The organism is Shewanella sp. ECSMB14102, from assembly GCF_000813075.1.
Classification (GTDB): Bacteria; Pseudomonadota; Gammaproteobacteria; order Enterobacterales; family Shewanellaceae; genus Shewanella; species Shewanella indica.
Genome location: NZ_JWGX01000025.1, coordinates 1 through 19,784 on the forward strand (window position 1 = coordinate 1; position 19,784 = coordinate 19,784).

Consider the following 19,784-nt stretch of genomic DNA (forward strand, 5'->3'; position numbering starts at 1 on the left):
CATTCGCACCTACCTGAAATGCTTGACTACCATAACTACCATCCAACAGTTTCTGATTTCCAAAAGAAGTGGTATCTGCAATTCGGGTTAATTCAGATTGTAGGGCCGACAACTCTTTTTGCATGGCAGCGCGGTCTTCGGCCGAGTTGGAGCCGTTGGCCGATTGCAGTGACAAATCACGCATACGCTGCAAAATATTGGTGGACTCCTGCATGGCGCCTTCGGCCGTTTGGGCGATAGAAATACCGTCATTGGCGTTGCGTTGGGCCACATCCAGGCCGTTGATCTGACTGGTCAGACGGTTGGAGATTTGCAGACCGGCTGCATCGTCTTTGGCGCTGTTGATACGCAGGCCACTGGACAGACGTTCCATGGAGGTTTGCAACTGATTGTTGGCGCCGTTAAGATTTTTCTGCGCCTTCATTGAAGTTACGTTGGTATTAACGGTAATAGCCATGTTGAGTTCCTCTTCCTAGTTTTAGCGCCAAGACTCGGAGCTTGGCTAAAATTGTTAACAACTTATCTGACAGACGGGTAGGTCTTTGTTTACTGTTAAATAAAGTCAAACAGGGAAACAGAACCCACTCTACTGAACACATTTGAAACGGCGTTCAAGGCCAACTGCTGTTTTTGAAATTCGGTAATCGCCGCGGCGTAATCGAGATCTTCCAGCAGTGACAATGCCGACTTATTCACCAACTCTTCTTCTGCATGATTGCTGCTGTAGCTTTCGAGGCTTTTGAGACTATTGCCCGCAACACCTCTGGCTACACCGAGTTGAGTCATACCACTATCAAGATTACCCAATAACTGTGCCAACTCAGCTTGTCCGTTGGGGGTATTGACCAGATCGGGATCCTCCAGCAGGGTTATCGCCTGTTGAATGGTGTCGAAAATCGGCACCTCGGCATCAGGCTCCATGGTGAAGGAATCCCCGCCAGCCGGCGTGCCATCCAGCTTCACCTCAATACCGTTGAAGCTCACTGGGTTACTGGCATCGAAGTTAGCCACATTGCTGACAGCCGTGCCGCTTGAATCCAATACTTGCAAATCAACCCCACCAGCACCGTTATCGGTAAAGTTAAAGGTGTAGGTATCAGCCACATGGCTCCCAGGAGGGCTTATTTTGGCGCTGAGTACCCTGAACTCCCCGGTTTGCGGGGCCAAATAATTGACGCCGTAGTCACCCAAGGCATTGGCAGCATTCATAAAAGCCGAGTCCCCGGGAATATTGGTGCCCATAGCAACCCCTTGTGCCACCAAGGCATCACGAACGCCGCTATCACCGCTGTAAACCATGTTGCCGCTGGCATCGAAGGCAAAGGGCTGAGTGTCTGTGTTGTATCCGGCAAACAGGTAATTGCCTGACTCATCCTGGGTATTGGCAATACTTAGAAGTTCATCCAAACTGCTGCGCATTTCATCGGCAATAGTTTGCCGCTCCGAGGGACCAAGGGTGCCATTTACTGCACGCAGCATCTGTTCACGAATGCCGGTGACCAAAGTTTCGGCGCTGCCGAGCTTGCTTTCCGCCAAAGATAAGCGGTTTTTGCTATAGTCCACATTCTTGAGATACTGCTGCACCAGCGCATTTTGCTGATAAAGGTTGTCTATGCCGATAGCTGCAACCGGATCATCACCGGCAGTGTTGACCTTTTTACCGCTGGATAGCTGCTCGAGGATCCTGTTGGTATCGGTTTGCTTCTGCAGAATGCTGTTTAAATTCTGCTGATACATCTGTGAAGTTGAAATACGCATCTCTCAAGCTCCTATCGAACCGAACTGAACAGGGTGTCGAACAGGGCATTGGCCGTAGTCATGATCCGTGCCGATGCCTGATAGGCCTGTTGGAACTGCATCAAATTGGCCGCTTCTTCATCCAGGTTAACCCCGGATTCCGATTGCACCCTGGCATAGGCCTGGTTGTAAATGGCCTCCGCCGAACCGGCCCTGACTTGGGCAGATTTGGTTTGGCTGCCAATATCCAGCTTGGTCTTTTCAAACACATCACCCAGGGTCGACTTACCGTTATTCATTATCTTGCTGTCACTGAGTTTGGCCATGGCCACGGCATTGGTGTTGTCACCCGGCGCAAAGCTGAGATCAAAGGTGAAACTCTCACTACCGCCACTGCTGCCATCAACTTCAAAAGTAAAACCAAAGGCGCTGATCTGCGGCGGAGTGCCCGCAGCCGTCCCGGTTGCCAAAGAAGCGCCGTTGACATCAAATACTTCATAGCCAGGTGGATTGACACTGGTATCCAGGGTGAATGTCAGTTCACTGTCAGTCACGGGGAAGTTAGCCGCGCTTCTGTCGTCTATGCTGACCAGCTTCACTGAAGTGCTGCCTGAATTACCTGCGTTGGCGGTAATTTTCGGCGCCGCTGCGGCAATACCCTTGGGATCGGACATCACTACATCTATGTTGGCCGCCGCATTGGCCGTTGGCCGTATTTCAAACCTGTCACCGGCAGCCATGGCACCGGCATCAATTTTGATACTGAAGCCGTTGGCGCCTTCCAGGGTATCGCCGTTGAGCGTCAAATTGGTCACCGCCCCCGTCTTCATGTCTTTGAGTTCATAAGTACCGGCATTGGTATAGTTCAGCTCATAACTGCTGCCGGAAAGGGCGCCGACATCATCGATATTAACGCTCAAAGAAGCTGTGCCCACGTTGCCGGAATAGGCGCCGACACGGCCGGCGGCAATCACAGGGTCATTGATATCGGTAAAAATGGGTTGTCCGAGCTCGCCATTGAGATCAAAACCCTGGGACTGCATCTCGTTAAAAGCATCGGCAATTCCCAGCGCCAACTGCCCCAGCTCATGACTGGCGGGCATCAGGGTGTTGTCACGAAAATCAAATAAGGCGCCCAGTTGCCCCCCAAGCTTGGCGGGGTCAGCCTTCAACTCGTTGCCCCCGAGGCTATAGGTCAGCTCTGGCTCATTGGGGAAGGGGTCACCTGCGGTCATGCCCATGGTCATGGCCACTTCACCGGATACCAACATAAAAGAGCTGCCCAGCATGATGGAGCGGGCACCGTTTTCCAGCGGGATCACATTGACTTCGGCGTACTGGCTTAACTCTTTAATCAGCGCATCTTGCTTATCCAACAGCTGCGCATCGTTACCGGGTGACTTCATCAGTTCAAGATTGATCTGCGCCATCTCTTTACTGATCTCATTGATCCTGGTGGTAATGCTTTCAATCTGATCATTGGTTTGCTGCACCTGACCTGTCAGATGACTCTGCATTTGATTGAGATTCTGCGCCAGTTGCGAGGCCGAATTGAGCACAGAGCCGCGGATCCCCAGATCCGCTGGCAGGTCAGCCAGACTGTTGAGGCCGGAGAAAAAGTCATTCAATGAGGCTGGCACCGCCTTGCCTATTTGGGAGAACAGCTGATCCAGCCCGCTGAGCTTGGTGTAGCTGGCCTCGGCAGCACTGAGCCCTGTCTGACCGATACGCAGCTCTCTGGCAGCATAATCATTGTAGATACGCTTTACATCCTGCACATAAGTACCTGTGCCATAGAAGTTATTGCCAAGACGCATTGAGGTGGAGCTGCCCTGAATAGCCACCTGGCGGTGATAGCCTTCGGTATTGACGTTGGCAATATTGTTACTGGTCACCCCTAATTGTGATTGGGCAGCCAGGATCCCACTGCGGGCTATATTGAACAGATCCATAGACATGGGTTATCGCTCCTGCACCTTTATTGGCCCGGCTTTGAGCCGAACTCCTGCAACAACTGACCAAAATCGGCCTTGATGGTATCCAGCACTTTCATCACCTTGTTGGCATATTGAGGATCCGTGGCGTATCCCGCCTCGGCCAGTGCCTTGATAAACTCGTCGGGATTAGCGGCCATCTTGCGCGCCTGGCTGTAACGATCGTTATCGGAAATAAAGCTGACAAAATCATCAAAGCTCTGCTCAAAACTGTCGTACACCCGGAAGTCAGCCTTTTGCCGCACAGCTGTGCCCTGCTCATATTCCAGGGTCGACACCGCCGCTTTCTCACCCTGCCAACGTCTGTCGGCCTTGATATTGAACAGGTTGTTGCTGGACTCACCTTTATGACCACGGACCATTTTCTGGCCCCAACCTGTCTCCAACGCCGATTGCGCCAGCAAGACTTCGGGTTGAGTCCCCAAGGCATCGGCGGCAACCTTGGCATGAGGATAAAGCTGTCTGACAAACTCTTCCTGACTGCCGATTGCCGGCCGCGCCTGCCGCCATGACGGTAATACTTTGCCGCTCAATACCTGCTGCAGACTGTCACTGCTTGGCAGCGCGGATGCTTTGGCCGCAGTCGCTTCAACACCGGATATCTTCTCTGTCTGGCCGCCGTTCAAAGCCGTGACATTGCGGTTATCGACATCGCCGCGGAGCACTGAGGCCGGGGTAATGCCGGAATTTTCCGGTGACAACTGCTGCACCATGAGATCCGCCAGCCCCAACATACCTTTGGAGGACAGCTCCACCGACATCTGCTGATCGTGCATCTGCTCGTAGAACTTGGTGTACTGGCTGTTCATCGGGCTGTCGGATTCAAATATCGCGTTGGCATCTCGCATGCTTTTCATCAACATCTGCACAAAGATGCCTTCAAACTGCTGCGCGACTTCTTTAAGCGCTGCTTTTTGATCCTGCTGCGCCTGGGCTCTGAGCTTGTCCAGCCCACCGAGATCCAGAAATTGCGAAGCATCAGCCATTTTGTTCATAGTCGATAAACCAATGTGCCATTAATCAGATGATGATGAGTTCACCATGCAAAGCCCCTGCCATCTTTAAGGCTTCGAGGATTGCCAACACATCCGATGGCGCCGCGCCCACCATATTCACCGCCCGCACCAACTCATCGAGGGAAGTGCCCGGGTTGAACATAAACATACGCCGGTTGTCCTGAGCCACATCTATGGTGCTGTTGCTGGTCACCGCAGTCTGGCCGCCGGCCAGGGCATTGGGTTGAGAAACCTGAGTTGCTTCGGCAATGGTGACGGTAAGGCCGCCATGGGTCACAGCCGCTGGCAAGAGTTTGACGTCCTTACCCACCACTATGGTGCCGGTGCGGGAGTTGACTATCACCTTGGCCGATTCATCGGCAGGCTCAACCTGAATATTTTCCAGGGTGGCCAGGAAAGATACCCGCTGCGACACATCTCTGGGGGCGCTGACCTGAATGGAAGAAGCATCGAGCGCCCGCGCCATACCCGGGCCGAGTAAGCCGTTAATAGCATCAGCGGTACGCTTTGCGGTGGAGAAATCGGCTCTGTGCAGGTTAAAAGTCAGATGATCGCCATTACCGAAGGGGCTGGCCACTTCACGCTCGACTATGCCGCCGTTGGGAATGCGGCCCACAGTTGGCGTGTTCTGGATAACCTTGGAACCATCCAGCCCCTCGGCACTGAAGCCGCTGACCACCAGACTCCCCTGGGCGATGGCGTAAACATTGCCATCCACCCCTTTGAGGAAAGTCTGCAGAAGGGTACCGCCGCGCAAGCTCTTGGCTTCCCCAAGACTCGATACAGTCACATCCAGGGTTTGTCCCGGCTTGATAAAGGGCGGCATATCGGCATGCACAGCCACCACGGCAATATTCTTGATCTTGGGCCTGAAGTTATCCGGCAGATTGATGCCAAAATTCTTCAGCATGGTCTTGAAGGTCTGCTCAGTGTAACGGGTCTTCTCCCCGGTTCCCGGCAACCCCACCACCAGGCCGTAGCCTATCAACTGGTTGTCCCTGACCCCTTGGATATCGGCGATATCCTTGATGCGCTCGGCCTGCCCCGGAAGAGAAACCAGCAAACAGGCAAGTGCCATGATTAATTTTATTTTCATGAGCTTATCCTCAGAAAGGCCACCAGTCAGAGAGGAAGAACTGGCTCAGCCAGCCCACCTTTTGCGACTCGGCAAAGGTGCCGGTACCGCTGTACTGAATACGGGCATTGGCGACTTTGGGCGAATCTATGGTGTTTTCAGGGGTAATATCCTGCGGCCGAATAATGCCGGTTACCCGAATAAATTCGTCGCCATTATTGATGGTGATCCACTTTTCACCGCGAATAACCAGGTTGCCATTGCCCAGCACCTGCATCACGTTGGCCGAGATCTGCCCGGAGAGACTGTTACTCTGATCGGCATCGGCCTCGCGATTGGTATCCATGCTGTCGCCGTAGCGAAAATCCAACGGGTTGCCCTTGATGGTGACATTGTTGCCGCCCATGTAGAGCGGGTTCACTGACATGTCCGAGCCTTTTTTGATCTTGTTGCCGACGCTCTTTTTCGCTTGGGTCGACTCCACCAACACCACAGTGATGATGTCCCCTACCCTGTGCGCCCGCAGATCCGAATAAAGTGAAGATGCCTGGCTGTCCTGATAGATAGAGCCGGTCGGTGCGATTCGGGTCGGCGGCGCTTCAGGATACACAGGCGCAAAATAGGGATCATCGGCTATCGGTTTGTTCTGGGTAGAGCTGCAAGCCCCCAGAAATAAAGCCGGAATGATAAGGAATAAGGGTTTCATCACATCACCTCATCACAGATTCTGGTTCACATAGGCCAGCATCTGGTCTACGGCTGAGATAACCTTGGAGTTCATTTCATAAATCCGCTGACTTTCAATCAGATTGACCAGCTCTTCGGTCACATTAACGTTGGAAGTTTCCAGCGATCCCTGACGAATAGAGCCCAATCCATCCAGTGAGGCAGTCCCCTGAATTGGGGTACCGCTGGCGCCCGTCTCCAGATAGAGGTTTTGCCCTATGGGATCCAGGCCGGACGGATTGATGAAATCAGAGATGGTCAACTGCCCGACCACCTGGTTTTCGGCGGCGCCCGGGGTTTTAACCGATACTTCGCCTTCGGCGGAAACGGTAATACTGGTGGCATCGTCCGGAATGGTAATGGCAGGCTGCAACACATAGCCGGCGCCGGAAGTCACTATCTGGCCGGTATCATCCAAACTGAACTGGCCGTTACGAGTGTAGGCTGTGGTGCCGTCCGGCAGTTGGATTTCAAAGAATCCCGGACCTTCAATCATCATGTCCAGCGCGTTATCAGTGGTTTGCAGGTTACCCTGGGAGAAAATTTTCTGGGTGGCCACGACCTTGGTACCTGCGCCCAGGTTAAGGCCATTGGGCAACTTGGTGTTGGAGGCGCTGATACCGCCGGCCTGATTGACTGTCTGGTACAGTAAGTCTTCAAATATCGCCCGGCCCTTCTTGTAGCCTATGGTGCTGGCATTAGCGACGTTATTTGAAATCACCGAGATGTCCGTTTGCTGGGCATCTAACCCAGTCTTACTTATCCATAACGCGGGATGCATATCAATTACTCCTAGCTAATGCGCATCAGTGAAGCGGACGACTTGTCGTTCTCTTCTGCGGTTTTCATCATTTTTACCTGCAGCTCAAACTGACGTTGCAGCTCAATCAGGTTGACCATCTCATCCACGGCATTGACATTACTGCCTTCCACGGCGCCGCTTTCCACATTGACAAAGGGATCGGCGGCGGCCGGATTGCCATCCAAAGTACGGAACAAGCCATCTTCACCGCGCATCAGGTTCTGATTGCCCGGGTTAACCAACTTGATGCGACCCACCTCCTCTATCACCTCGGCGGTTGCGCCTTGAGGACGAATAGAAATAGTGCCGTCTGTGGCAACCTGAATTTTGTCTATCGGCAGCGGCAACACTATCGGGCCGTTATCACCCATTACCGGGTTGCCCCTGTCGTTACGCAGCAAACCTGTAGTGTCAAAACTCAGACTACCGGAGCGGGTATAGGCCTCACTGCCATCGGCGGCCTGCACCGCAATCCAGCCTTGATCTTTGATGGCAATATCCAGATCCCGTCCGGTCGATTTGATAGGGCCGGACTGAAAGTTGGCCGAGGGCGACTCTGTCATGGCGAACACCCGGGTCGGCAAGCCCTCACCGAAGGCTTGCATCGCACGGGCCTGAGCCATGTCGGACTTGAAACCATCTGTGTTGGCATTGGCCAGGTTGTTACCCCTAACCGCCAGCGCATTCATGTTTTGTTTGGCGCCAGTCATGGCGACATAGAGAAGTTTGTCCACCTGCTGCTCCGTCAATCTTTTTACCTATTCAGGTAAAAGCAAACATCGTGCCAATAAAATGAGCAGTTGAGCACAAGGACAGCAGAAGAACTTCAGTGACTTGGGAGTTAATAGACAAAGATGCGGCAAGACATTGCCGGGCGGCAATGTCTTGCGCAGGAAGGCTTAGCGGATCTGCAGCACGGTTTGCTGTAGTGTATTGTTCACTTCCAAAGTACGGGAGTTGGCCTGGAAGTTACGTTGGGCCGAAATCAGGTCCACCAACTCAGTGGTCAGGTCGACGTTGGATTGCTCCAGTGTTGATGAACGGATACTGCCAAACACACCGCTGTTGGCCTCACCGGCCAGCGCCGCGCCTGAATCCAGGCTGGCTTTCCAGGAGGTGTTGCCCACCTGGCTCAGTCCCTGCTCATTGGAGAAGCGTGCCAACGCCACCCGTGCCAGAGGCACTGTTGAGCCATTGCTATACTTAGCAGAGATCAAACCATCTGTACCCACTTCCACATTAGTCAAACGGCCCACTGTTACACCATCCTGCGTCAATTCCGTGGCGTTGAACTTTTCCGAGAACTGGGTCGGATTGTTGAAATCTATGGTTATCGCTTGAGTGCCGTCAGCAGCAGGACCAAGAACGTTGGCCCCACCACCCCCCAACTGCTCTGTGGTGATCACCGCAGGATCGGAACCTATATAACCGCCGACATCGTTGAACTTAAGCACGGCACCAGTCCAGCCACCTGCAGTTTGTGCTGTGCCTGTACCATCCGCAGTACCGTCACCGTTAGTGTCCGTGTTGTAGGTTCCGGCGCCGCCGCCCAGATTGACCGGCTTGTCGTCAATGGCGTAGTAGGCCACCCAGTTACTCTCACCGGTATGAGCACCATTTTCCGGACGCACAAAATAAGTGGTCAAAGTGTGGGAGTTACCCAAAGAGTCATAAATGGTCACTGCAGTGGAGTTATTAAAAGTATCTGACTTGGATGGGTCAAACAGCGCCGGATCTTTAGTTTCTTGAGTGGAGTCCAGGTTCATGCTAATGCCAACATTGTTGGTTTTCTGCGGGCTACCGGCAGTATCCGGGATCTGCACCGGCTTGGTGGTAGTCAGACTCACAGAAGTGGAGTTACCATCTTTATCGACCGGGAAGCTCTGCAGATAATTACCGGCAGCATCGACCAAAAAGCCGTTGTCATCACGCTTAAAAGCTCCGGCGCGGGTGAAAGAGTAATCCTGACTGCCGACACTGGATGATGTCACGAAGAAACCACCACCGTTGATCGCCATATCCAGCGCATTGTTGGTGGAGTTCAGGTTACCCTGATGGAACTGCTGTGCCACCTGAGTGGTGGTGACACCGCCGCCCACAGTGGTTCTACCATTGGAGAAAATCGAGCTGGCGTACACATCAGCAAACTCGGCCCGGGATTCTTTAAAGCCTATCGTCTTAACGTTGGCAATATTGTTGGCCGTGGTATTGAGATCTTTCTGCGCCGCAGCAATCCCACTCAGAGCAATGTTAAAAGACATAATTCACCTCATGATTTTCAGATACTGTCCGGCGCAGCCGGGGCAGAAACAGAATTAAACTTCGGAAACAGCCAGCACATCGGCCAATCTGATCCCGCCAATACCTCTTAGATTCAACACGGCGCCGGTGGCAGAGTTGAGTGATACACTGGTCACGTGGGCATAGGAACTGACGATAAGATCCTGGGACTTTCCATCAACAACCCCGCTGGCCTTCATGGTATAGATGCCTTTATCGACAGGGTTTCCGTCCTTATCCAGGCCATCCCATTCCACATCTATATTGCCGCCGGCACTACCGTCGACCTCGAAGGTTTTGATCACCTGACCGGCTTCATCTTCAATCGTTACTTTAATTGAAGGGATCTTTTCCGGTGATGTGATTACCCCTTTAAGCGTTGGGTCTTCCTCGGAAACATAGCCGGTGCCCGCCGGGATCAACACTTTTTGCCCTACCAGGCCAGATGCCTGCAATGCCTGACTCGAAGTCATTAACGAATTGAGGTTAACTATTTCTTCATTCAGGTTAGAGATACCATCCACTGTGGCAAACGACGCCATCTGGGCGATCATCTGATCGTTATCCACCGGCTTAAAAGGATCCTGCATCGACAACTGCTGACTCAGCAGCGAAAAGAAGTCTTCCTGGGTCAGTTGTTGATTATTGCTTTTCTTGGTTTCAGTACCCGATTGCACCTGGATACTGTCGAGAAAAGGGTTAACTGAATTGACGCTCATGGGCTATGCCTCCGTTATTTGCCCATTCTCAGGGTTTGTTGCAGCATGGACTTGGCTGCATCGGCTACCTGAACATTCATCTGATAGGAACGGGAGGCGGAAATCATATCGGCCATCTCTTCCACTACATTGACATTAGGTTTGTAGATAAAACCGTCGGCATCGGCCATGGGATGATCCGGCGAATACTCTTTCAGTAAAGGTTTATCGCTTTCCACTATACCCTTTACCTTTACCGCAGCGCCTTGTTGCTGTTGGCCGTTCGCCTTGGCCAGCTCGGCCTCAAAAATAGGATGCCGTGCCTTGTAGGTCTTATCGATACTGGAAGAAACAGAATCTGCGTTGGCTATGTTACTGGCGGTAGTATTCAAGCGTACCGACTGCGCCGACATTCCCGAACCCGCAACATTGAAGATATTGTACAAGCTCATGGTTAATCTCCTTTCAATGCCTTTTTCATGCCGGCGAACTTACCGTCGAGGAATCCGAGCGACATCTGATATTCAAGCGCATTTTGCATAAAGGCCTGCTGCTCTTTTTGCATATCGACTGTGTTGCCATCCCCAGTGTCCGGTTGATCCGGCACCCGATATTGCACATGTTGGGCTGTCAGCGCCTTGAGGTCGAAATGCTTTTCAGACGTTGCCGCCATATTCATTCCCTGTTGCCGCCCTTTGGCCGCCTGCAACGCCGAAGAAAAGTCCACATCCCGAGCCTTGTAGTGTGGGGTATCGGCATTGGCTATATTGCTGGCAAGCACTTCGGCACGCTGGGCGCGAATACCCAGAGTGTATTGATGTATGCCAAGGGCCTTATCGAAACTGATCGCCATAAAACCGCCTCCTCCAATGACTCGATAAAAACAAAGCAAGCTTTGTGCCAGATGTAGAGTGGAGGATAACAGATACGAAGATGATGGCCGTTAGGGTGAAAAGTAAGACAGAAAAGGCCCGTTAAAACTGACGAGCCTTTCAAATTATTTAATTAAAAATCAAATAATTAGGTTGTTAATTTTTCTTTTGATAATAGATGCCTGGGTTACAGCGCACCATGTCGAATTCATCGGTCAACCCGGCAATCGACTCGCTGGCCCCTAAAAACAGTATCCCCTTGGGATTGAGAGCGGCAGCAAATTGCCGCAGTATTTTTGCCTTTGCCTCCGGGGCAAAATAGATAAGTACGTTACGGCAAAAGATGATGTCGAACTTGCCGAGCAAGGTGTAACTTTCAAGCAGGTTGTGAGCCCTAAAGCTGACCAAACGGCGCACATTGTCTTTAACCCGCATATTACCATTGGGCATAGCTTCAAAAAACTGACGCTTGCGCTCTTCGGACAGGCCCCGGGCCAATGCCAGCTTATCATACTCGGCATTTTTACAACGCTCGAGCATGGACGGCGATAGATCTGTGGCCTGGATTACCGCCCCACCCGGCAACGCCCCTGGCTTACGCTGTTGATATTCGAGCACTGTCATCGCCAGTGAATAGGGCTCCTGTCCGGAAGAACAGGCCGCCGACCAAATTTTCAATGGCCGCCCCAACTTGGCAAAACCGGGCAACAATGTATTGCCAAGTAATTCAAAAGGATACTTGTCCCGAAACCAAAGAGTTTCGTTGGTCGTCATGGCATCAATGACTTCAGCCCGTAATTGGCGCTCTGTGGGTCGCATCGATTGCTTAACAACGTCCGACAGGGATGGCAAACCATATTTCCCCATCAAAGGCGCCAAGCGGCTGCGAACCAAATACTGTTTGTTCTCACCCAATACAATGCCACTGTGCTGCTCAAGAAACAGCCTGAATTGATTGTACTCAGTTTCTGCGAGAGATTTATCTGGCACCTTAGTGTCCTAACTATCCGTAAAAACGTCACTGCGAATCGAGGCAGCAACATTTAAAAACTGGGGCTGCGTTATACCCCAGCCCCATTTGCAACACAAGCAGACCAACTCACTATAGCCATAAAAAGTCACAGCAGACAAAGGCTATAGACTCAGATGCTTGTTAACAGCAGAAGCCAGTTCGTCGGGGTTGAACTTGGCAATAAAATCATTGGCGCCCACTTTCTGTACCATGGCTTGATTGAATACCCCGCTCAACGAGGTATGCAGCACTACCTTGATATTTTTCAGTTTGGGATCATCACGGATCTCGGCAGTCAGAGTGTAACCATCCATTTCCGGCATTTCGATATCCGAAATAATCAACGGGATTTCATCGGCAACATTGTCCATACCAGACGCTATACTCTTCAGTTTTTCCAATGCTTCCCGACCATCTTTAGCGGTATCTATCTGCAGATTCAACGAAGACAATGCGCGAATGATCTGTTTGCGCGCCACAGAGGAGTCGTCAATCACCATAATATGATAATGCTGCTCCCTGTCGATTGTGAGAGATTCATCCATTTCTTGGCTGATATCTGTCTTTACCGGTGAAATTTCATCAAGAATTTTCTCCACATCGAGTATTTCAACCAGTTCACCTTCGATTTCCGTCACTGCAGTCAGGTAAGAGTATCGTCCCGCGCCTTCCGGCGGCGGCATGATAGACTCCCAATTCATGTTAATGATCCGCTCAACTGAACGAACCAGAAACCCCTGCACGCTGCGGTTGTATTCGGAAATAATGATGAAGCAATCCTTGACATCATCTATGGGTTTACCACCGGTCGCCGCACTGAGATCGATAACCGACACAGTCGTACCGCGAATATGGGCCACGCCCTTAACAAAGGCGTTCAACTTGGGCAATATCGTCAGTGGTGGGCACTGCAAAACCTCTTTGACTTTGAATACATTGATACCGAATCTTTGTCTGCCGTTAAGTTTGAACAACAGAAGTTCGAGGCGATTTTGTCCGACCAGTTGAGTGCGTTTATTGACTGATTCAAGAATGCTCGACATAAGGCTGCCTTGTTGTCTTTATATTGAGAAATACCCGCTGTCCCACAGACAGGCATACTATTTGCTTTATCCAAGACACTGATGCCCAGTCAAATTTCTGACTAAACCTATGGTGAAGCCAGTACTGGGAACCGCGAATCATTGAAAGTATAGGTGTAATCTGGCGAGACAAGCTAGCCTGTTCATTATGAAAGTAAATATTGCATACCTTTTGGCTACAATTTTAATGCCCATCGCAACAATGGCGGCAGAGAGCAGCTTTGTTCCCAGTATATCGGCCATGGAAAGCCTGGCTAAAGAGGCAGTGGCCAAAAAAGTGCTGGCGGGCACAGATGCACAAATTACCATCACCCCGCAGCGGCTGGATTCCAGGCTCACTCCCCCTAGATGTAATTCGCCTTTAACGGCAGAACTTGCCAGCGACCGGGAGATAAGCCGCAACAATACGGTACGCATAGGTTGCAACAGCCCGGAGCTCAGCTACCCGTGGCAAATCTATGTCTCGGTACGGGTAGATATCAGTTATCCTGTGGTAGTGGCCACCCAAACTCTGGCCCCGGGCACTGTGCTGGGGCCTGAAAATCTAGCGCTGCGCTACATAGATGAAACCAGTCTGCGCGGCCAGCAGTTCGAGGATATTGCCACAGTGACGGGTACCCGCCTCAAGCGGCGCATAGCCAAAGACTATCCGTTATTTGCCGCCAATCTCTGTTTTGTTTGCAAAGGCGACAGAGTCTCTATTTATGCAGGTAACGAGAAGTTTCAAATAAAAACTGTTGGTGAAGCCCTGCATGATGGTAACCTTGGGGAACAGATTCGGGTAAAAAACACTCGCTCAGACAAAGTGTTGGAGGCTACTGTCACCAATGTGGGCGAAGTGGAAGTTCGAATGTAAAAAATGCTAAAGTTCTCCTTGGCTATGCCGATAAGACAGCAAGGTAATCAGAGAAAAGGCTGGAGCCGCGATGGCTATGGATATTAAACAACTGCAAAATCAACCCAGAGTGAATACAGGTTCACTCCCCAAGAACACGGCTCAGAGCAATCAAACAGCTCAGCAAGGGGCTGCTCCGCTGAAAACTGACTCGGTTGTGGTGTCGCAGCAAGCGCAGCAGTTGCAAGGAGTTCAGAGTAAGATGACCTCACTGCCGGAAATAGATCAAAAGAAGATCAGCGAAATCAAATTGGCGATCGCCGAAGGCAGATACAAGGTTGATCCGGAAAAACTGGCAGCCAACATCTCTCAATTTGAATCAGAACTGAACGCACTCAATAAAGGGTCCTGATGCCTGATACCCCGGATATAACCAGCCTGATAACACAGCAGATGACTCAACTCGAGCGTCTGCTGAACTTGATTGAGCAGGAAAAAAATGCCCTGCTCGATCGCAATGCCGATAATCTATTGCAACTGGCCCAAGACAAGAGCAATCTGCTCAATGAGGTCAAGGCAGTAGATGAGGCGCTCTCCTCTCATCCTGAACAAGCTAAACTCAGTCAGTCGCCATTGGCCGAACAGGTCAGTGAAGCCCGCGAACTATTGGCTACTTGCCAACTACGCAATCAGGAAAATGCCGGCCTGATAGAGCTGAGTATGGCCAGTATCAATCGCCTGGCACAGGCGCTGCAGGTGAGCCGCAATGCCTCCAGTCTGACTTATGACGGCAAAGGCAAGACTTCAACCATCGCCACTCTGGGCAACGATCTCAAGGCTTGATTTAAAGCCCTGCTGCTGTTCCATTACTTAAGCTAATTCAGTAAGTTCGGCTTCTTGGTGCGACCCAAACTCCTGTCCCCCCTTGCCTTCCCCCGACTAAACTCAGGGCGCTAAAGCCAAGGGGGTCAAATACAAGATGCCCCCCAGAACAGAACGTATACCCTGCTCTCAATTCAGCAAAGATTCTTAAGCCACAAAAAGGCCACAAAAAAGCAGCCAAAGAAGGCTGCTTTTGACTTATACCCATAACCCTAAAAATAAGTGATCTCTTTCACTCTCTGGGGGCGGTTTTGTTGCTGATACAGATCCCACACCTGGGCGAAGTCCAGCTCAAGCTCGGTCACATAATGATCGCCGGTCGGATAACTGCGCACAACCCTGGCGCCGCGGATCACCCCGGAAACCGAGGCCTGGATATTATCGCCTTTCAACATCCAGTCACTGACCTTGCTATCAGCCGACAAACGTTGGCCATAAACTTGTTCGGCCAGTTCCCGATAAGCGGCAATCTTGGATGCTTGCATCGCCATCAGCACCTTTTGCGACTGTTCCTTGGCTGGTTGGCTGGCCAGCGGGGCATAGCCTATTGCCGTCAATTTGGGAAAACTGCTTGGCGCCTCTGTCTCCCACTGCACATATCTGTCCTTATCGGCGCAGCCACCCAGAACTAACGCCAATACCAGCGTGACCAATGTCAGTGTGTTGTTCCAATACTTCATTACTTGTCTCCCACTATCCGGCTCTTATCTTCTCCGCGGTTTTCATAGCGATAAAGCAGGCCTTCTTTTGACACCACCTTGTGGGATGGCGCCAGATAACCCGGTAGTTGCGCCTCAAGCACCCGCGCCCCGGCCGTCGAAAGCACCCGATTGTTATTGACGTTAACAATCCGACTGTTGAACAAGATCTCACCTTTAGCCTGGCTCATGCTGGTGACCAGTACATGATCCACCGCAATATCCGTCGGCAATTGTTGCCAGTCGCGGGTAAGAATAAAATCCCCCTGTGGCGTTACCCGCACCGCTTCGGCCAGGTTCAAATCCACCAGATTAAAGCCGCGCTGATGAAAAGCCGTCATTAAGCTCTGCTGTAGCTGTGAGGCCAGTGCATTACTGCCTTGCATATCCTCCACTATCGCAGGCGTCATCACCAATAGCGGCTGAGTCGGTTTGAGCGCATCATTATGGATTACCAATTCATCCACCAACTGCTGCGCCAATAGATTGACTGGTGCTTGTTGCGGCTTAAACTCAGCTTGCGGTTGCTGTGATGTCGTACTGCAGGCAGACAGCAGAAGTAAAGGCAATATACACAGGGCTTTATACATAATATCCGTCTCACTGTTGCCGGAGTGGGCTGTTAACTTCATTCAGGAGCCTGACGTAAACCTTGAACCAGCAGGCTTATTCTACTTCGTCAGTCATACAATACCTGCAGGATTGACCCAATGACGCTGCAGACAGTAATAGTGTCGGTAACATCGTCAGCGCCAATAATGCCAAGCTCTTTTTATTTGCAATAAAACTATGCAAATAAAATACCAACCAAGAACTTAGGGAAGGTGCGAACAAGCCCCATATGTGCTCTGCTTCGGCTTACAGGTCTGGATGCAACGGCAAATGCCCCCAGGCCTTTGCAAGAAGCACAACACAGCAGGCAGGCCAGTAAGCCACACAGCAACCGACTCACTGCATCAAGAAAGTGCCACGAGAACTTATTCGCACCTTCCTTAGCCCTCAGCGTCCACCGGCGAGTTCTCAGGTTTAGTCGTGTTTAACAACCTTGAGAAATAAGCCTAATTGAGCATCTCATTGGCCGTAGTAACTGACATAAAGTGGCCGAACCACTTGTATTACTTATTTATCCAGCCTTGCTCTTTCGGACAACAAGGTTTGTCGAAAGCTTCTTTGGCTTTATCGGCAAATGCTTGCCGTTCTTTAGCCTGGCATTCACAAATAACACAGTACCCCCTGCCTCTCTCTGGCATAAAATTTGAATACCAAGCGATACCAGCTTAAGTGGCGGCAAAATTCCGTCACCCTGACTTCCATTTTGAGGAACCGCCTTATGAGATTGTGCCCCTTGTTCTTGCTGCCGTTGCTGGGCATCAGCCTCAACGCCATGGCAGAGTGGACCGAGGCCCGAGGTGAAGCCAAAATAATCAATGGCAATCTAACCCAGGCACGGGAAGCGGCAATGGACAACGCCATCAACATGGCACTGCTCTCCCGTGGTGGCAGTTTTCAATCGACCCAGAGTGTCAGCCAGGGGCGCTTGACCCAAAACGATTTCAGCCTCTCCAGCCAGGCGCAGATAAGCAGTGTCGAACTGGTCAGCGAAATGCGCCAGGGAGACAAGCTCAAAGTGGTTATGCGGCTCGATATTCTCGACGGCCCGGATAGCAAGTGCCAAAGCTCAGCCATCAAGGCCGCTATCCTGGTCCCCCAGGCCGCCATTAAAGACAGAAGCCAACTGCGTTATGGTCAGTTGGAAAACTTCCAGCGAAGCCTGTCCGAACGGATAGCAGCAACTCTGGATAAACAATCCTCCACCAGCTTTGCTCACCTGCACGCCAACGAGCGGCTGGATATCAAAGAGGAGCTTATCAATATCCGCGGCTACCGCCTGCCGACCTGGATAAGTGAAATTACCGACAGCCAATATCTGTTGCTGCCGCAAATCATAGATATCTCCACCGAACCGGTCGAATCCGGCTTTATGGGCCTATGGGACAACGAGCCGCTGCGGCTATTTCAGTTGCAGCTCAGCCTCTATCATGGGATCAGCGGCGAGCAGATCTGGTATCAGAACTACAGCATTTCCGCCCCCTGGGAGTTTGCCAAAAATGAATCCGTCCCTCCCAACAGCGACAGATTCTGGCGCGCCAGTTATGGACAAGCCATAGACAAGGTGCTGGCCAATGCCAGTAAAGATATCGATATGGCACTGGCCTGCAGACCGCTGCTGGCACAGATAGTCGTGCGCCAACAGGATAGAGTGATACTCAACCTGGGGCGACGCAACGGCATCCGCGTGGGTGATCAGTTCCAAATAGTGCTGCAACAAAACCTGCCCGACCGCATGAACCAGATGCGCGCCGTGGCCGGAGAAACCCGGGCGAAAATCACCATAGATCAAGTCACAGAGGAAAGTGCCATCGCAGTGCTCAGTGGTGAAAATGCCGCCCTTAACATTCAGGTGAATGACATCGCGATTAAGATTTAAGCAATTAAATCCAAAGCCTTTTCATCCGGGTGAAAACCAGTATAATCACTGGCGTCTCCCTATAGCTCAACAGGATAGAGCAGTCGCCTCCTAAGCGACCGATCGGGGTTCGAGTCCCTGTGGGGAGACCAGATAGACCTCTTTTCACTTCTAAACCAATCACTTACAAAATCAGGCAAATCCTGTGCCGCCTATGTGCCGCCTCAGAACAGGCATTTTTTCAAAAAAAATTTCGCCCCTTTTGTAAAAATCCCCTTTTTGTACTGTTCGCCCGTTTTCTGGACTATCCCGCTGATTTCCGTTAGTTTTTGTTCAATGCCAAATGAATGAACAGGTAAACGGAATGACCACAGATTCAGCATTCAATTTCCCAACTGAAAGGGAACTCTTGATCGCCTTCTTGTTGGACGGAATGAGTGATTATCCGGACAATCCTCTAGCCCAAGCAATCAAAGATGGAGAACTCCCAAAAGAGTTCGATGAAGTCATTGATGGCTTACTCCTATTCATCAAAAGAGTCCAACAAAGTGAATCCTTAGTAGGCGGCCTTGCACCTGAAGGAAACATGGAAGCTTTAGGCAAAGTGGACAACGGGCTACAAACTTTCGATGAACTATACGAAGCAAGAGCCAAGTCCTTTGGCGCTCTTGCTCGGATGTTTCTCAGCATGATTGACGGCATCGATGATGTTGAACTTGCAAAGCGCGTTTCAGCGTCTCAGTCCCTGATTGAGCTTATCCGAATCTATAACCCGGACTTTGAAGAGACGTCATTGGCTCCCGTAAAGGCATTTACTCAAGTCTTGTTTAGGAACTTCACCAACGCCCAACGTGATACGGCCTTCACTTACTTAAAAAGTGTGTTGGCCTGTCAGATCGCTGGCTTGACTGACCAAGCCAAACTCTTTACCGACATTTTAGTGGAGAACATGGTTGGACATGCTGCTGAGTCCACCAAGGCCACTAGGGATCATGTGTTGATGGTTAAGGGAATAACGGAAAATGCAGCAAAAGCAGGCAAAGCAGGAGCCTCTAAACGTCACGAACCCGCCGAAAAAACCAAAGCGGCAGCAATTGAGCTTTTCCGAGCTGGCAGGTTTAAAAACATGAGTCAAGCAGCTGATACGCTTTACCCACAGGTCAAAAGTATTGGCATTCAAAATGGCTTCCACTTTACGAGCGATATTAATGGGCCTCGCACACTCTATAACTGGCTAAGACAAAGCCAAAAAAATACATTCTAGCCGCTAGAATGTAGTTTCAAGCGGCTAGAATGTACCTTCAAGCAGCTATCCGTGAATAAATCCTAACCGCCCTTCCCTAACCTTGCTCCTGACTCATTCAAATTGATCAGGAGCAACCATGACAAATCCATTGTTAACCCCTGCCGAAGTTGCCAAGACGCTTGGCGTGACTGAAGGCACCCTATCCGTTTGGCGCTGTACCGGGCGCTACCCTCTCAAGTTCGTCAAAGTTGGGCGGCGGGTGATGTACCGCCAAATCGACATAGACACCTTCGTTAACGGGAGGGTCTATGAGCACACTCTTTAAGCGAAACTCAAAATCAATTAAGGGGCGTTTACCCAAC

The 19,784-nt window shown here is 51.1% G+C and carries 22 protein-coding genes and 1 tRNA gene; 7 read left to right on the forward strand and 16 right to left on the reverse strand.

Annotation, left to right across the window (positions count from 1 at the left end):
• From RC73_RS09080 to RC73_RS09145, 14 genes are all read right to left on the reverse strand, one after another.
• Nucleotides 1–457, reverse strand: a 457-nt coding sequence (locus RC73_RS09080; RefSeq protein WP_039034353.1) for a flagellin N-terminal helical domain-containing protein, incomplete at its 3' end; no start/stop codon positions are given.
• Between the two features lie 95 nt (nucleotides 458–552).
• The gene (gene flgL, locus RC73_RS09085; RefSeq protein ID WP_039034354.1) at nucleotides 553–1,758 is read right to left on the reverse strand and encodes a flagellar hook-associated protein FlgL; all 1,206 of its coding nucleotides are present in this window, start codon (nucleotides 1,756–1,758) and stop codon (nucleotides 553–555) included.
• A gap of 11 nt (nucleotides 1,759–1,769) precedes the next feature.
• Complete coding sequence (gene flgK, locus RC73_RS09090; RefSeq protein WP_039034355.1) at nucleotides 1,770–3,695, reverse strand: flagellar hook-associated protein FlgK; 1,926 nt, start codon at nucleotides 3,693–3,695, stop codon at nucleotides 1,770–1,772.
• 20 nt (nucleotides 3,696–3,715) lie between these two features.
• Nucleotides 3,716–4,726 carry a flagellar assembly peptidoglycan hydrolase FlgJ gene (flgJ, locus tag RC73_RS09095; protein ID WP_039034356.1) on the reverse strand — a complete coding sequence of 337 codons (1,011 nt, stop codon included), beginning with the start codon at nucleotides 4,724–4,726 and terminating at the stop codon, nucleotides 3,716–3,718.
• A gap of 25 nt (nucleotides 4,727–4,751) precedes the next feature.
• On the reverse strand, nucleotides 4,752–5,843 hold the full coding sequence (locus tag RC73_RS09100; protein ID WP_025011052.1) for a flagellar basal body P-ring protein FlgI: 1,092 nt from the start codon (nucleotides 5,841–5,843) through the stop codon (nucleotides 4,752–4,754).
• Nucleotides 5,844–5,853: 10 nt separating this feature from the next.
• The gene (gene flgH, locus RC73_RS09105) at nucleotides 5,854–6,528 is read right to left on the reverse strand and encodes a flagellar basal body L-ring protein FlgH (protein WP_039034357.1); all 675 of its coding nucleotides are present in this window, start codon (nucleotides 6,526–6,528) and stop codon (nucleotides 5,854–5,856) included.
• Nucleotides 6,529–6,540: 12 nt separating this feature from the next.
• The gene (gene flgG, locus RC73_RS09110) at nucleotides 6,541–7,329 is read right to left on the reverse strand and encodes a flagellar basal-body rod protein FlgG (RefSeq protein WP_039034358.1); all 789 of its coding nucleotides are present in this window, start codon (nucleotides 7,327–7,329) and stop codon (nucleotides 6,541–6,543) included.
• An 11-nt stretch (nucleotides 7,330–7,340) separates the two neighbouring features.
• Nucleotides 7,341–8,084, reverse strand: coding sequence for a flagellar basal-body rod protein FlgF (gene flgF / locus RC73_RS09115; protein WP_039034359.1), 744 nt, complete (start codon nucleotides 8,082–8,084; stop codon nucleotides 7,341–7,343).
• 165 nt (nucleotides 8,085–8,249) lie between these two features.
• Nucleotides 8,250–9,611 carry a flagellar hook protein FlgE gene (gene flgE, locus RC73_RS09120; protein ID WP_039034360.1) on the reverse strand — a complete coding sequence of 454 codons (1,362 nt, stop codon included), beginning with the start codon at nucleotides 9,609–9,611 and terminating at the stop codon, nucleotides 8,250–8,252.
• A 54-nt stretch (nucleotides 9,612–9,665) separates the two neighbouring features.
• The gene (gene flgD / locus RC73_RS09125) at nucleotides 9,666–10,349 is read right to left on the reverse strand and encodes a flagellar hook assembly protein FlgD (protein WP_039034361.1); all 684 of its coding nucleotides are present in this window, start codon (nucleotides 10,347–10,349) and stop codon (nucleotides 9,666–9,668) included.
• Between the two features lie 14 nt (nucleotides 10,350–10,363).
• Nucleotides 10,364–10,780, reverse strand: coding sequence for a flagellar basal body rod protein FlgC (gene flgC / locus RC73_RS09130; protein WP_025011047.1), 417 nt, complete (start codon nucleotides 10,778–10,780; stop codon nucleotides 10,364–10,366).
• Nucleotides 10,781–10,782: 2 nt separating this feature from the next.
• Nucleotides 10,783–11,181, reverse strand: a complete 399-nt coding sequence (gene flgB / locus RC73_RS09135; RefSeq protein WP_039034362.1) for a flagellar basal body rod protein FlgB — start codon at nucleotides 11,179–11,181, stop codon at nucleotides 10,783–10,785.
• A gap of 175 nt (nucleotides 11,182–11,356) precedes the next feature.
• Entirely contained in the window at nucleotides 11,357–12,190 is an 834-nt protein-coding gene (locus tag RC73_RS09140; protein ID WP_039034363.1) for a CheR family methyltransferase, read from the reverse strand.
• Nucleotides 12,191–12,334: 144 nt separating this feature from the next.
• On the reverse strand, nucleotides 12,335–13,255 hold the full coding sequence (locus RC73_RS09145) for a chemotaxis protein CheV (RefSeq protein WP_039034364.1): 921 nt from the start codon (nucleotides 13,253–13,255) through the stop codon (nucleotides 12,335–12,337).
• Nucleotides 13,256–13,442: 187 nt separating this feature from the next.
• Between RC73_RS09145 and flgA the strand changes: the two genes are divergently transcribed.
• The 3 genes from flgA to RC73_RS09160 all read left to right on the forward strand — a co-directional run bounded on the left by flgA (nucleotide 13,443) and on the right by RC73_RS09160 (nucleotide 14,972).
• Nucleotides 13,443–14,150 (forward strand): flagellar basal body P-ring formation chaperone FlgA, encoded by a 708-nt coding sequence (gene flgA, locus RC73_RS09150; protein WP_039034365.1) that lies wholly within the window; start codon nucleotides 13,443–13,445, stop codon nucleotides 14,148–14,150.
• Nucleotides 14,151–14,220: 70 nt separating this feature from the next.
• Nucleotides 14,221–14,541 (forward strand): flagellar biosynthesis anti-sigma factor FlgM, encoded by a 321-nt coding sequence (flgM, locus tag RC73_RS09155; protein WP_039034366.1) that lies wholly within the window; start codon nucleotides 14,221–14,223, stop codon nucleotides 14,539–14,541.
• Nucleotides 14,541–14,972 (forward strand): flagella synthesis protein FlgN, encoded by a 432-nt coding sequence (locus tag RC73_RS09160; protein WP_039034367.1) that lies wholly within the window; start codon nucleotides 14,541–14,543, stop codon nucleotides 14,970–14,972. The genes flgM and RC73_RS09160 overlap by 1 nt, the downstream gene beginning before the upstream one ends.
• 251 nt (nucleotides 14,973–15,223) lie before the next feature.
• Here RC73_RS09160 and RC73_RS09165 read toward each other — a convergent pair whose 3' ends face one another.
• Nucleotides 15,224–15,691 (reverse strand): LPP20 family lipoprotein, encoded by a 468-nt coding sequence (locus RC73_RS09165; protein WP_039034368.1) that lies wholly within the window; start codon nucleotides 15,689–15,691, stop codon nucleotides 15,224–15,226.
• Complete coding sequence (locus RC73_RS09170) at nucleotides 15,691–16,341, reverse strand: FlgO family outer membrane protein (RefSeq protein WP_052248108.1); 651 nt, start codon at nucleotides 16,339–16,341, stop codon at nucleotides 15,691–15,693. The genes RC73_RS09165 and RC73_RS09170 overlap by 1 nt, the downstream gene beginning before the upstream one ends.
• 698 nt (nucleotides 16,342–17,039) lie before the next feature.
• On the opposite strand from RC73_RS09170, the gene RC73_RS09175 reads away from it, so the two are divergent.
• From RC73_RS09175 to RC73_RS09190, 4 genes are all read left to right on the forward strand, one after another.
• On the forward strand, nucleotides 17,040–18,197 hold the full coding sequence (locus tag RC73_RS09175; RefSeq protein WP_039034369.1) for a flagellar assembly protein FlgT: 1,158 nt from the start codon (nucleotides 17,040–17,042) through the stop codon (nucleotides 18,195–18,197).
• Between the two features lie 55 nt (nucleotides 18,198–18,252).
• Nucleotides 18,253–18,328 (forward strand) — tRNA-Arg (locus RC73_RS09180).
• Between the two features lie 212 nt (nucleotides 18,329–18,540).
• Complete coding sequence (locus RC73_RS09185; RefSeq protein ID WP_039034370.1) at nucleotides 18,541–19,440, forward strand: hypothetical protein; 900 nt, start codon at nucleotides 18,541–18,543, stop codon at nucleotides 19,438–19,440.
• 118 nt (nucleotides 19,441–19,558) lie between these two features.
• Nucleotides 19,559–19,747 carry a helix-turn-helix domain-containing protein gene (locus tag RC73_RS09190; RefSeq protein ID WP_039034371.1) on the forward strand — a complete coding sequence of 63 codons (189 nt, stop codon included), beginning with the start codon at nucleotides 19,559–19,561 and terminating at the stop codon, nucleotides 19,745–19,747.
• Nucleotides 19,748–19,784 lie beyond the last annotated feature (37 nt).

Coding starts and splice junctions, on each gene's coding strand:
- RC73_RS09170 (WP_052248108.1), bottom strand. CDS start 16,341: ATGAAGTTAACAGCCCACTCCGGCAACAGTGAGACGGATATTATGTAT.
- flgG (WP_039034358.1), bottom strand. CDS start 7,329: ATGCATCCCGCGTTATGGATAAGTAAGACTGGGTTAGATGCCCAGCAA.
- flgM (WP_039034366.1), top strand. CDS start 14,221: ATGGCTATGGATATTAAACAACTGCAAAATCAACCCAGAGTGAATACA.
- flgD (WP_039034361.1), bottom strand. CDS start 10,349: ATGAGCGTCAATTCAGTTAACCCTTTTCTCGACAGTATCCAGGTGCAA.
- RC73_RS09190 (WP_039034371.1), top strand. CDS start 19,559: ATGACAAATCCATTGTTAACCCCTGCCGAAGTTGCCAAGACGCTTGGC.
- flgA (WP_039034365.1), top strand. CDS start 13,443: ATGAAAGTAAATATTGCATACCTTTTGGCTACAATTTTAATGCCCATC.
- flgK (WP_039034355.1), bottom strand. CDS start 3,695: ATGTCTATGGATCTGTTCAATATAGCCCGCAGTGGGATCCTGGCTGCC.
- flgC (WP_025011047.1), bottom strand. CDS start 10,780: ATGAGCTTGTACAATATCTTCAATGTTGCGGGTTCGGGAATGTCGGCG.
- flgB (WP_039034362.1), bottom strand. CDS start 11,181: ATGGCGATCAGTTTCGATAAGGCCCTTGGCATACATCAATACACTCTG.
- RC73_RS09165 (WP_039034368.1), bottom strand. CDS start 15,691: ATGAAGTATTGGAACAACACACTGACATTGGTCACGCTGGTATTGGCG.
- flgE (WP_039034360.1), bottom strand. CDS start 9,611: ATGTCTTTTAACATTGCTCTGAGTGGGATTGCTGCGGCGCAGAAAGAT.
- flgJ (WP_039034356.1), bottom strand. CDS start 4,726: ATGAACAAAATGGCTGATGCTTCGCAATTTCTGGATCTCGGTGGGCTG.
- RC73_RS09160 (WP_039034367.1), top strand. CDS start 14,541: ATGCCTGATACCCCGGATATAACCAGCCTGATAACACAGCAGATGACT.
- RC73_RS09175 (WP_039034369.1), top strand. CDS start 17,040: ATGAGATTGTGCCCCTTGTTCTTGCTGCCGTTGCTGGGCATCAGCCTC.
- RC73_RS09100 (WP_025011052.1), bottom strand. CDS start 5,843: ATGAAAATAAAATTAATCATGGCACTTGCCTGTTTGCTGGTTTCTCTT.
- RC73_RS09145 (WP_039034364.1), bottom strand. CDS start 13,255: ATGTCGAGCATTCTTGAATCAGTCAATAAACGCACTCAACTGGTCGGA.
- flgL (WP_039034354.1), bottom strand. CDS start 1,758: ATGCGTATTTCAACTTCACAGATGTATCAGCAGAATTTAAACAGCATT.
- RC73_RS09185 (WP_039034370.1), top strand. CDS start 18,541: ATGACCACAGATTCAGCATTCAATTTCCCAACTGAAAGGGAACTCTTG.
- flgH (WP_039034357.1), bottom strand. CDS start 6,528: ATGAAACCCTTATTCCTTATCATTCCGGCTTTATTTCTGGGGGCTTGC.